General features: G+C 71.9%; 9 protein-coding genes. 4 read left to right on the top strand and 5 right to left on the bottom strand.

Annotation, left to right across the window (positions count from 1 at the left end; genetic code table 11):
* Window positions 1-947: DUF72 domain-containing protein (locus tag ACWEN3_RS28955; RefSeq protein WP_452976599.1), on the bottom strand; the 947-nt coding region annotated here is incomplete at its 3' end.
* Window positions 948-1078: 131 nt separating this feature from the next.
* Between ACWEN3_RS28955 and ACWEN3_RS28950 the strand changes: the two genes are divergently transcribed.
* Genes ACWEN3_RS28950 through ACWEN3_RS28940 form a run of 3 tightly spaced genes read left to right on the top strand, consistent with a single transcriptional unit; the run spans window position 1079 to window position 4252 of the window.
* Window positions 1079-1966, top strand: a complete 888-nt coding sequence (locus tag ACWEN3_RS28950) for an alkaline phosphatase family protein (protein ID WP_452976597.1) — start codon at window positions 1079-1081, stop codon at window positions 1964-1966.
* Between the two features lies 1 nt (window position 1967).
* On the top strand, window positions 1968-3236 hold the full coding sequence (locus tag ACWEN3_RS28945) for an MFS transporter (protein ID WP_452976595.1): 1269 nt from the start codon (window positions 1968-1970) through the stop codon (window positions 3234-3236).
* A complete protein-coding gene (locus ACWEN3_RS28940) occupies window positions 3233-4252 on the top strand; it encodes a TolB family protein (protein WP_452976593.1) in 1020 nt (339 codons plus the stop codon). Before ACWEN3_RS28945 ends, ACWEN3_RS28940 begins: the two co-directional genes overlap by 4 nt.
* Window positions 4253-4261: 9 nt before the next feature.
* Here the strand turns inward: ACWEN3_RS28940 and ACWEN3_RS28935 are convergent, their stop codons facing one another.
* The 4 genes from ACWEN3_RS28935 to ACWEN3_RS28920 form a co-directional block, all read right to left on the bottom strand.
* A complete protein-coding gene (locus ACWEN3_RS28935; protein ID WP_452976592.1) occupies window positions 4262-5236 on the bottom strand; it encodes an antibiotic biosynthesis monooxygenase in 975 nt (324 codons plus the stop codon).
* Entirely contained in the window at window positions 5233-7959 is a 2727-nt protein-coding gene (locus ACWEN3_RS28930) for a molybdopterin-dependent oxidoreductase (protein WP_452976590.1), read from the bottom strand. The genes ACWEN3_RS28935 and ACWEN3_RS28930 overlap by 4 nt, the downstream gene beginning before the upstream one ends.
* Window positions 7956-8783 (bottom strand): FAD binding domain-containing protein, encoded by an 828-nt coding sequence (locus tag ACWEN3_RS28925; protein ID WP_452976588.1) that lies wholly within the window; start codon window positions 8781-8783, stop codon window positions 7956-7958. The genes ACWEN3_RS28930 and ACWEN3_RS28925 overlap by 4 nt, the downstream gene beginning before the upstream one ends.
* Before the next feature lie 492 nt (window positions 8784-9275).
* Window positions 9276-10637, bottom strand: a complete 1362-nt coding sequence (locus ACWEN3_RS28920; RefSeq protein ID WP_452976586.1) for a glutamine synthetase family protein — start codon at window positions 10635-10637, stop codon at window positions 9276-9278.
* 306 nt (window positions 10638-10943) lie between these two features.
* On the opposite strand from ACWEN3_RS28920, the gene ACWEN3_RS28915 reads away from it, so the two are divergent.
* Window positions 10944-12128, top strand: a complete 1185-nt coding sequence (locus tag ACWEN3_RS28915; RefSeq protein ID WP_452976584.1) for a globin domain-containing protein — start codon at window positions 10944-10946, stop codon at window positions 12126-12128.
* Window positions 12129-12159: the final 31 nt, after the last annotated feature.

The raw sequence follows: 12159 nt of genomic DNA, 5'->3' as shown, positions 1-12159 counted from the left end.
GGGGGGGGGGGGGGGGGGGGCGGGGCGGGGGGGGGGGGGGGGGGGCGGTCCCGGTGTCGGGGGACGGGGGCCGGGCGGTCCCGGCCGTCCTCGCCCGCCTGGCGCGGCAGTTCGGTGGTGAGCAGGTCCCGCATGGTCTGCGCCGCCCGGACCGCCGCGTCCCCGCAGCAGTTGTTGAACAGGAGGTGGAGTTCGCCGGTGGCCGCGGCGAGGGCGTGGACGCGGGGCAGCCACTCGATCAGTTCCGGGCGGGTGTAGGCGTGCCGGAAGCGGTCCTCCTTGGTGCCCGTGCCCCAGTGGGGGCTGCGGCCGTGGAAGCGGACGACCGAGAGGCGGGGCGTGGTGACGGACGCGGTCGGCGGGAGGGACGCCGGCAGGCCCTGCGGGGTGTCCACCGCCACCGCGGTGGCGTCCAGGTCCGTGAGGAACGCGCTGGTGCGGTCGTCGCGCCACCAGTCAGGGTGGCGGAACTCCACCGCGAAGGGCCAGTCGCGGGCCCGTTCGCGGGCCGCGCGCACGAAGGCCTCGGCCTCGGGGCCGGGGGTGAGCGCCGGTGGGTACTGGAAGAGGAGCGTGCCGAGCCGGTCCGCGCGGCGCAGGGGTTCGAGGGCCTCGGCGTAGCGGGTCCAGACCTCGTTCAGCAGGCCCTCGTCGCGGGGGTGGCCCCGTAGGTCCGCGGGCAGCGCGGCGGGACGGGTGGGGTGGCCGGTGAGGAGGGAGTGTGCCTTGGCGTCGAAGCGGAAGCCGTCGGGGGTGCGTTCCGCCCACAGTTGCGTGGTGCGGGGGCTCGGGAGGGCGTAGTACGGCGAGTCCGTCTCCACCAGGGGGAAGCGGGATGCGTAGTGGCGCAGGCGCCCCTCGGTGTCGCGGTGGCCCCGCGGATACCAGCCGCTCGTGAGCAGCGCCGGGTCCGTCCAGCCGCAGGTGCCGATGAGGATGTTCGCCATGTGGGAGCGGGTACCCAGCAGTTCACCCGCTCTTCATGCGCGGGGTTGGCTTCCGTGGGCCGCGGGAATATTGGCGTGTGCATGCTCTGTCCGCACCGCCAGCCCCGTTCCACCCCCACTCGGAGGTTGATGTGTCCGGCAGTTCCGTGTACCGCCGTGCCCGTACCGTGGTGGCGTCCACAGCGGCTCTCGCCGCGGCCGCGGCCGGGCTGTGGGCCGGGCTCGGTGGCGAGTCCGCGCACGCCGCGAGCGCCGTGCCCAGCCCGGACCACGTGGTCGTCGTGGTCTTCGAGAACCATGCGTACAGCCAGGTCATCGGCTCCTCGAGCGCCCCGTACATCAACTCGCTCAAGTCCGGCGGGGCCAATCTGACCCAGTCGTACGCCGAGACCCACCCGAGCCAGCCGAACTACTACGCCCTGTTCTCCGGCTCCACCCAGGGCGTGACGGACGACAGCTGTGTCACCCCGGGCTTCTCCTCGGCCCCCAACCTGGCGTCCGAGGCGATCGCCGCCGGACGCACCTGGGCCAGCTACAACGAGTCGCTGCCCAGCCAGGGCTCCACCACGTGCAGCAGCGGCAAGTACGCGCAGAAGCACAACCCGTGGTTCGGCTTCAGCAACGTGCCGACGTCGAGCGCGAATACGTTCGCGCAGTTCCCGACCGACTACTCCACACTGCCGCAGGTGTCGTTCGTGACGCCCAACCTGTGCAGCGACATGCACGACTGCTCGGTGTCGACCGGCGACACCTGGCTGAAGAACAACCTCGGCGCGTACGCGACCTGGGCCAAGACGCACAACAGCCTGCTGGTCGTCACCTTCGACGAGGACAACCGGCTGAGCGGGAACCGGATCCCCACCGTGCTCTACGGGCAGCCCGTGACCCCGGGGTCCAGCTCCTCGACCACGTACAACCACTACGACCTGCTGCGCACCCTGGAGGACACGCAGGGCCTGAGCACGCACGCGGGCAACGCGGCCTCCGCCCAGGACATCACCGGCATCTGGGCGTCCTGACGTGTACGTAGCGGACAGCCGCGCGAGTTCCCCCGCATCGGCGTCCGCGGACGGTGCCGTCCGGCCAGTGGCCGGGCGGCGCCGTGCCGCGCTCGCCCCGACCGTGCTCGCCCTCGGAACGGTCAGCCTGGTCACCGACGTGTCGTCCGAGATGGTCACGGCGGTGCTTCCGCTGTACCTGGTGACAGGGCTCGGCCTGTCACCGCTGGGCTTCGGCCTGCTCGACGGCGTCTACAACGGCTTCTCCGCCCTCGTCCGGCTCGTGGGCGGGCATCTGGCCGACCGGGGCGGCGGCCGGCACAAGTGGGTCGCCGGGGTGGGCTACGGCATCTCGGCCGTGTGCAAGCCGCTGCTGCTGGTCGCCCACTCGCTCACCCCGATCGGACTCGTCCTGGCCGCCGACCGCACGGGCAAGGGGCTGCGGACCGCTCCGCGCGACGCGCTGATCTCCCTGTCCAGCACGGCCGAGTCCCGGGGCCGGGCCTTCGGGGTGCACCGGGCGATGGACACGGCCGGTGCCCTGCTCGGGCCGCTGGTCGCCTTCCTGATCCTGAGGGCCACCGTGGACGGCTACGACGCCGTGTTCACCGTCAGCTTCTGCGTGGCCGTGCTGGGCGTCCTGGTGCTGGTGCTGTTCGTACCGGGCGGCCGGGGCGGCGCCCCGGTCCCGGCCGAGCGGCCCGGTCCGCGCCGCGCGGCGGCGCTGCTGCGCGGCCGCGATCTGCGGCGCATCACGGTGTGCGCGCTGCTGCTGGGCCTCGCCACGGTCAGCGACTCCTTCGTCTATCTGCTGCTCCAGCACCGGCTCGGCGTCCCGGACCGCTGGTTCGCGCTGCTGCCGCTGGGCACGGCGAGCTCCTTCCTGCTGCTGGCGGTGCCGCTGGGGCGGCTCGCGGACCGGGTGGGCAGATGGACGGTCTTCCTGGCCGGACACGGCGCCCTGCTGCTCGCCTACGGCCTGCTGCTCACCTCCTGGCACGGCACGGCCCTGCCGTACGTCGTCCTCGCCCTGCACGGCGGTTTCTACGCGGCCACCGACGGCGTGCTGATGGCGGCCGCCTCGGACGGGGTGCCGGAGGCGCTGCGCTCGTCGGGGCTGGCCCTGGTGCAGACCGGGCAGGCGCTGGCCCGGTTCGCCTGCTCGCTGCTGTTCGGCGCGGCCTGGACGGTGTGGGGCGACCGGGCGGCCCTGACGGGCGCGGTGGTGGCGCTGGCCGCCTGCGCGCTCTTCTCCTTCACCCTGCGCCCGAAAGGCCCGGTGACCGCGTGACGGTACGCACCCGCATCCTGATCCTGCTGTCCGCCGTCGCCGTGCTGGCGGCGGTCGGGGTGGCGTCCGTGCTGCACGCCTCCGCGCGGGCCGACCGCCGCGACCACACGCAGGCGGGCGGGCCGACGGTCACGCCGGGCGCGGTGACGCTGCGCGACCCCGGACGCATGGTGTTCCGCAACATGGCGTGGGGCCCGCACCGCGACGAGATGACGTCCGTCCCGGCGGGCGATCCCTCCGGGCCGCGCACCGCCTCCGGCGTCAAGTGCCTGCGGTTCTACGCGGCTTCGGGTACGGGTGTGTGCCTCCAGGCGGTGCACGGTCCCGTCTCGGACACGTACCGCGCACTGGTCCTGGACGCGCGCCTGCGGACCAGGGCCCACTACGACGTGCCGGGCATCCCCTCCCGCGCCCGGGTCTCCCCCACCGGGCACTTCGCCGCCTGGACGGCGTTCGTGGGCGGTGACTCGTACGCCGGGACGAACTTCTCCACGCGCACGGCGATCGTGGACACCCGCACCGGCGCGCTGATCCCGTCGCTGGAGGCGTTCCGGATCGTCAGGGACGGGCAGCCGTACCGGGCCTCGGACGCCAACTTCTGGGGCGTGACGTTCGCGGCGGACGACCGCACCTTCTACGCCACCCTGGCGGCCGGCGGGAAGACCTATCTGGTCCGCGGCGACCTGCGCGCCCGTACGGTGACCACCCTGCACGAGAACGTCGAGTGCCCGTCCCTCTCGCCCGACGGCACCCGGATCGCCTACAAGAAGCGGGTCGAGGGGCTCCCCAAGGACGCCCCCTGGCACCTGTACGTGCTGGACCTGCGGACCATGCGGGAGACCCCGCTCGCCGAGCCGAGGAGCGTGGACGACCAGGCGGTCTGGCGCGACGGCCGCACCCTGGTCTACGCCCTGCCGGGCGACTACGGCGCGGACCTGTACACGGTCCCCGCGGACGGCTCCGGCGCCCCGCGCGAAATCGCGCCGGCCGCGGTGTCCGCCGCCTTCCCCGGCTGAGGCGCCGGGTCAGGGCAGGGTCCAGAACCGGACCGTGACGAGGTAGAAGACGACGGCCCAGAAGGCCATCAGCGCCGCGATCACGCCGAGGCCCCGGAGGTCGGACCCGACCGCCCGCTCCCCCTCCGGCGGGCGCAGCCACCGCCCGAGCAGCGGGTTCACGTAGTAGGGCATCGTGAGGAAGCTCATGATGAAGCTGGACAGCAGGTTGCCCACGAGCAGGCCGATCCACAGCGGCAGCCTGAGCGGCAGCAGGGCGAGCGTCAGCAGCACGACGGTCGGGTACAGGCCGACCCACACGGCGAGGGAGGTCCTGGTCTCGGAGGGCGGCGGCGGTGCCTCCCCGCCGTTGCCCTGGAAGGCGAACCAGCTGCCGAACGAGTTGTCGATCGTGCGCAGCCGGAAGTCGTTGAACTTCTCGCCCGCGGCCAGGACCTCCTGCCGCTGCGGCGACGTCAGCCAGGCGTCGAGGTGCTCGGCGCTGTCGTAGCGGTACAGCGTGGTCCACTCCTCCTGGAGCCCCTCGATGGGACGGAACAGCTCGGTCCCGCGGAACCCCTCGAACTTGCTCTCCTCCTCCACCATGTGGTGCTGCCAGTCGAGGAAGTCGTCGACCTGGTTCGGGTGGACGCGGTGGGTGACGACCACGGTCACCAGCGGATCCAGGGACTTGGTGCCGCTGCTGACCACCTGCTGGGTCGCCGGGCCGTCGAAGTACCCGGCGCCGACGTCGAGATACGTCTGCCGGGTGGCGCTGTTGATCCACACCTGCAGATGCGCCACCGAGTCGAACCGGTACACGACGACCCAGTCGGGTTGCACGGCGGTGGGCGGGGAGACCTCGGCGCCGAGGAACCCGGGATAGTAGGCGGCGGCCGCGTTGAGGTTCTCCTGCCACGACTCGAACTCCTTCTCCTTCCCGGGCAGGACCTTCTGTCCGATGATCGCCGTGGCGGCGGCGGCCAGGTTCCCTCCGGTGCTCATGGCGTCCGGCCCGCCGGCACCGGCTGCCGCGCGTGGAGCCGGCCGTAGATCCGTTCCGGAGTCAGCGGCAGGGCGCGGTAGCGGACGCCCGTGGCGTCATGGACCGCGTTCGCGAGCGCGGGGGCCACCGGGTTGATGCAGCACTCCGCCATGCCCTTCGCCCGGACGGGCCCCACCGAGTCCGCCGAGTCCACCAGGAGGACCTCGGTGCGGGGGACGTCGGCGTAGGTGGGCATGCGGTAGTTGCGGAAGTTCGGGTTGGTCATGACGCCGTTCGCGTCGACGTGGTGGTTCTCCGTCAGCACGAAGCCGATCCCCTGGGCGACCCCGCCCTCCACCTGTCCACGGACCTGCGCGGGGTTGATGATCACCCCGGCGTCGGCCGCCTGCACGCTGTACAGGATCCGTATCTCACCCGTCACCCGGTGGACGGCGACCCGGAACCCCTGGGTGTTGGAGGTGACGCTGCGGGGCGAGCCGTACGCCTTGCGCGCGGCGGTGAACCGGATGCCGCGTGCCCGGGCCAGCGCGACCAGCTCGGCCAGCGGCACCCGCCGGTCCCCGCAGACGACACCGTCGTCGTCCATGGAGCACAGCACGACATGGACGCCCGTGTGCGCCGCGGCGAACTCCAGGATGCGGTCGCGCACGGCGTTGGCCGCGCGCAGGACCGCGTTGCCCGCCACGAAGAGCCCCGCGCTCGCGAAGGCGCCGGTGTCGAATCCGTTGCGGTCCGTGTCGGACTGCACCAGACGGATCCGCGACGGCGTCGTGCCCAGCTGGTCGGCCGCGATCTGGACGTGGGCCGTGGAGGTGCCCTCCCCGAACTCGACCGTGCCGACGGCCAGCTCGTAGACGAGGTCGTCGCCCAGCGTGACCCAGGCCTCGGAGAGGTGCTCGGTCGGGGGCGCGGTCTCGTGCAGGGAACTGGCCACGCCGGCTCCCACCAGCCACTCGGGGCCCGGGGGCGGCCGGCCGGCCGTACGGGCCAGGGCCTCACCCACCAGGTCGATGCACCTGCCGAGTCCGTCCTCGGTGAAGATCACGTCGTCGGGGCCGTCGTGCAGGGCGACCAGCGGCTCACCGGGCCGCACGATGTTGCGCCGGCGCAGTTCGAGCGGGTCGAGGTGCAGGGCGCGCGCCAGTTCGTCCATCGCCGACTCCACGGCGAAGGCGGGCTGCGTCATCCCGTATCCGCGCAGCGCCCCGCTCGGCACGGTGTTGGTGTACACGGAGTACGCGTCGTACCTCTTGTTGGCGCAGCGGTAGATCATGACGGCGGCGCCGCCCGCGTACACGGTCTCGCCGCCGTGGTTGCCGTAGGCGCCGGTGTTGGACACGTTGCGCACCTGGAGGGCGGTGAGCGTGCCGTCCGCCTTCGCGCCGAGCCTGACCGTCAGGGTCATCGGATGCCGCGGGGAGGCGGTGGTGAACTCCTCCTCACGGGTGTACTCCAGGCAGGTGGGCCGCCCGGTGTCCAGGGTGGCGAGCGCGACCAGGTCCTCCGTGATCACCTCCTGTTTGCCGCCGAAGCCGCCGCCGACGCGCTTGCAGAACACCCGCAGCTGGTCCGGGCGCAGCGCGAACAGGTACTCCAGCTTGACCTTGGCGATCGACGGCGACTGCGAGCTGGTGCGGACGTTCAGCCGGCCGTCCTCCATCCACGCGATCGAGCCATGGGTCTCCAGATGCCCGTGCTGCACCCGGGGCGAGAAGTACGTGCCCTCGTGGATCACGTCGGCCGCGGCGAACCCCGCGTCGACGTCGCCGATGTGCGAGTGGAGTTCCAGCAGGACGTTGTGGACGGGATCGCGGACGAAGGGATCGGCCGAGCCGTGCAGTTGTGGCGCTCCCTCGGCCATCGCCTCCTCGGGGTCGAACACCGCCGGCAGCTCCTCGTACTCGACGACGAGCCGCCGGCAGCCCTCCTCCGCCGCCCCGATCGTGTCCGCGAGCACCGCGGCGACGCGCTGGCCGACGAAACGGACCGTGTCGTCGAGGACGAGGGTGTCGTCCGGGTCGACCAGGTGGTCGGTGTGGATGGCCGTGGTGAAGTGCCTGCGGGGTGCGTCCTCCCAGGTGTAGACCCGGTGGACGCCGGGCACGGCGAGGGCGGCCCTCCTGTCGACCGAGACGATCCGGGCGTGGGCGTGGGGGGAGTGCAGCACCTTCAGGTGCAGCATGCCGTCGATGCGGGTGTCCATCGTGAACTCGGCGTGACCGGTCACCACGTCCCGGCCCGCGGGCGCGCCGACGCTCGTCCCGACGGCCCTGCCCGGCGCGGCCGTCTCCACCGCGCCGACGCCCTTCACGGCGTCCTCGATCGCCCGGTAGCCGGTGCAGCGGCAGAGGTTGCCCTTCAACGCGCGCGGCAGGTCCGCCTTCTGCTCCTCGGTGAAGGTCGCCGAGGTCATGATCATCCCCGCGGTGCAGAAGCCGCACTGGAACCCCGGGGCGTCCTCGAACCGCCGCTGCACGGGGTGCGGTGCGCCGGACCGGCCGAGGCCCTCGATCGTGGTCACCTCACGGCCGTCCGCACGGAAGGCGGGGGTGATGCAGCTGTGCACCGGTTCCCCGTCCAGCCACACCGTGCACGCGCCGCAGTCGCCCGCGTCGCACCCCTTCTTGACGCCGAAGTGGCCGAGTTCGCGCAGGAAGGTGCGCAGGCACTGGCCGGGGGCCGGTTCCCGGTCGAATCCGTTGCCGTTGACGAGGTAGGTCATGGCAGGTCCCCAGCCAGGAGTTCGCGGCGGATCTCTTCGGCGAAGTGCCGTGTCAGATGGCGGCGGTGGTCGGGGGTCCCGTTGGGATCGGCGAACCAGACGTCGGCCGGCACGGCGTCGACGCTCTGCCGCAGGGTCCCGGCATCGGGCATGGTGTCGAACGCGAGCCGGACGGGCCGTGTGGTGCCGGCGGTGACGGTGAGCAACAGGTCGTTCGCGTCCAGCCGTTGGGTGCCGACGAGGAAGACCGTCGACCGGCCGAGCCGGGTGAGGGTGAAGCGGCGGTGCGCGGAGCGCTTGCGCAGCGCGTGCGCGGGGATGGTGACGCGCCGCAGGATCTCGCCGGGGGCGAGGATGTTTTGGTGGTCGCCCGTGACGAAGTCGAGGGCGTCGACGACGCGTACGGAACCGTCGGGGGCCCACAGTTCGTACCGTGCCTCGAGCGCCACCGTCAGCGTGATCATCGGGCCGGCGGGCAGGGACATGCAGATGTTGCCGCCGACCGTCGCCGCGTTCCAGACCTTGAACGAGGACAGGAACGCCTCGCAGCTCGTCCGGAAGAGGATGCCCGCGGTCCGGTCCCTCGGCCAGGGGAAGGCGTACAGATCCCGGATGGTGCAGGTGGCGCCGATCTCCAGGCCCTCGTCGCTCAGGACGAGGGGCTCCCAGCGCAACGCCGTCAGGTCGATCAGCCGGCGCAGGTCCGGCTGCTCCACGGAGTAGAGCCAGGTTCCGCCCGCCAGCCAGGCGTCGCCCTCGTGCCAGTCGGCGCCCGGCCGGTCGGACGGTCGCCGGACTACTTCGGTGATGGTGTTGAGGTCCATGGGAACCGACCTACGGGAGACCCGACCCGGGAAGGACAACGGCCCGTGGCACGCCTCGAGTTGATGTCCCGCTCACGGACATGCGGCGCGCTCGCCGGATTCCGGCGGGGATCCCGGCCGCCACGGCCGAACTCCTTCGGGGGAGGACCGCCGGGCACAGACGCTTTCGCCCAGCGTATCGCAGCACGCGGACACCGGCCCGACGGACGAACGGGCCCCGGGACCGACCCCCTGGCGGCCGTACGGCCGGGACGCGTGACCGTGCCGGTTCGCCGTCCGGCACCGGCGACCGGACGCGCGAAAACGAGCCGAATCAGGCACCGGTCACGACGGCGGATCACCGGCCCCGATCCACCGAACCCGGCCCCGGGACCGACCCCCCGGCGGCCGTACCACCGGGACCGCTGACCGTGCCGGCGCGACGCGGGGCCGGCGGTCCGTGACCGTCGGCCCCAAGGGATCGTCTCGGCGGAAACCCGCCCCGACCTGCGCCTACAGCACCGGCAGGTTCTTGCGCAGCTCGAACGCCGTCACCTCGGACCGGTACTCCTCCCACTCCGACTTCTTGTTGCGCAGGAAGAAGTCGAAGACGTGCTCGCCGAGGGTCTCGGCGACCAGGTCGCTGGACTCCATGAGGGTCAGCGCCTCGCCGAGGTTCTGGGGCAGGGGCTCGATGCCCATCGCGCGGCGCTCGGCGTTGGAGAGGGCCCAGACGTCGTCCTCGGCGCCCGGCGGGAGCTCGTAGCCCTCCTCGATGCCCTTCAGGCCGGCGGCCAGGAGGAGGGCGTAGGCCAGGTACGGGTTCGCGCCCGAGTCCAGGGAGCGGACCTCCACGCGCGCGGAGCCGGTCTTTCCGGGCTTGTACATCGGGACGCGGACCAGGGCCGAGCGGTTGTTGTGGCCCCAGCAGATGTACGAGGGGGCCTCGCCGCCGGCGCCGGCCGTGCGCTCGGAGCCGCCCCAGATGCGCTTGTAGGAGTTCACCCACTGGTTGGTGACCGCGGAGATCTCCGCCGCGTGCCTGAGCAGGCCCGCGATGAAGGAGCGGCCGACCTTGGAGAGCTGGTACTCGGCGCCGGACTCGTAGAACGCGTTGCGGTCGCCCTCGAAGAGGGACAGGTGCGTGTGCATGCCGCTTCCCGGGTGCTCCGAGAACGGCTTCGGCATGAAGGTGGCGTGCACGCCCTGCTCCAGCGCGACCTGCTTCATGACCAGCCGGAACGTCATGATGTTGTCGGCCGTCGAGAGGGCGTCGGCGTAGCGCAGGTCGATCTCCTGCTGGCCCGGCGCGCCCTCGTGGTGGGAGAACTCGACCGAGATGCCCATCGACTCCAGCATGGTGATCGCCTGGCGGCGGAAGTCCATGCCGACGTTGGTCGGGGTGTGGTCGAAGTAGCCGGAGTTGTCGGCCGGGATGGGGCGGGTGCCGTCCAGCGGGCGGTCCTTCAGCAGGAAGAACTCGATCTCCGGGTGGGTGTAGAAGGTGAAGCCCAGGTCGGAGGTGCGGGCCAGGGCGCGCTTGAGGACGTAGCGCGGGTCGGCGAAGGACGGGGAGCCGTCCGGCATGAGGATGTCGCAGAACATGCGGGCCGTGCCGGGGGTCTCGGCGCGCCAGGGCAGGACCTGGAAGGTGGAGGGGTCCGGCTTGGCGATCATGTCGGACTCGTAGACCCGGGCGAAGCCCTCGATGGCGGAGCCGTCGAAGCCGATGCCCTCGTCGAATGCCTGCTCCAGCTCGGCGGGGGCCACGGCGACGGACTTGAGGAAGCCCAGCACGTCCGTGAACCACAGGCGTACGAACCGGATGTCGCGCTCCTCCAAGGTCCGGAGCACGAACTCCTGCTGCTTGTCCATCTTCCGCTTCCCCATCCTTGCTGGTCAGGCCGCCGGTCCCGGGTCCCGCAGGAGGCGGTCGGGCACCTGAGCATCCCACCACAACACCATTTCGTGCGCGTTGCGGACCTTGATCGCCCGAGCGTCCTCGGCCTGAACGCCTCTCGTACGGCAGGTGTACTGCTCTGTGGCCCATCTTGCCTGCTGGGACCGACATCCGTAATGGCCGGTTCGCGCCCGACGTGAGGGACGACACGTGCTCTTAATTTGCATCTCAGATGCAAGTTTTCCTACGGTTTTGATCAGTCGAGTTGCAAGGAGTCCCCGATGCTGACCGAGCAGTCCGCAGGCACCGTCCGCGCCACCCTTCCCGCCGTCGGCGCGGCGATAGGCGAGATCACCGAGCGCTTCTACGCCCGGCTCTTCGCCGCCCACCCCGAGCTGCTGCGGGACCTGTTCAACCGGGGCAACCAGGCCTCCGGCGCCCAGAAGCAGGCGCTCGCGGGCTCCATCGCCGCCTTCGCCACGCACCTGCTGGAGCACCCCGAGCAGCGGCCGGACGCCATGCTGAGCCGGATCGCCCACAAGCACGCCTCGCTCGGTATCGCGCCCGAGCAGTACGACGTCGTCCACAAGCACCTCTTCGCCGCCATCGTCGAGGTCCTCGGCGAGGCCGTCACGCCCGAGGTCGCCGCCGCCTGGGACGAGGTCTACTGGCTGATGGCCAACGCGCTGATGGCCATCGAGAAGCGGCTGTACGAGGAGAGCGGCAGCAACGGCTGGCGCGAGTGGGAGGTCACGGAGCGCGTCGAGGAGACCGCGGACGTCGTCACCTTCCGGCTGCGGCCTGTCGACGGGGGTCCGGTGCGCGACTTCCGCGCGGGCCAGTACGTCTCCGTGGGCGTGACCCTGTCCGACGGGGCCCGGCAGATCCGGCAGTACAGCCTCTCCGGGGCGAGCGGCGAGACGGTGCGCCAGTTCAGCGTCAAGCGCGTCCAGGGCGGCGACGCCCCCGACGGCGAGGTCTCGAGCCACCTCCACGCGAGCGTGCGGGCCGGCGACGTGGTCCAGCTGTCGGAGCCGTACGGCGACCTGGTCCTCGACGACGTCGCCGGCCGGCCCCTGCTGCTCGCCTCCGCGGGCATCGGTGTGACCCCGATGGTCGCGATGCTGGGCGCGCTCGCCCTCGACGGCCACGGCGCCCCGGTCACCGTGGTCCACGGCGACCGCTCCCCCGCCGACCACGCGCTGCGCAACGACCACGAGGCGTACGCGGCGAAGCTCGCGGACGCGTCCGTGCACTTCTTCTACGAGCGGGACGCCGAGCCCGGCACCCGCACCGGCATGGTCGACCTGTCCGGCGTCACCGTGGAGCCCGGCACGCGCGCGTACCTGTGCGGTCCGCTCCCCTTCATGCGCGCCGTCCGCGGCCAGCTGATCGAGAAGGGCGTGGCCCCGGCCGACATCCACTACGAGGTCTTCGGCCCCGACCTGTGGCTGGCCCAGGGCTGACCGGCCCCCTGATCCACCAGGCACAGAGGAC

It is taken from the genome of Streptomyces sp. NPDC004561 (assembly GCF_053602155.1).
The sequence above is the reverse complement of the archived record's forward strand: the minus strand, read 5'-3'. Positions and strand labels throughout refer to the sequence as shown.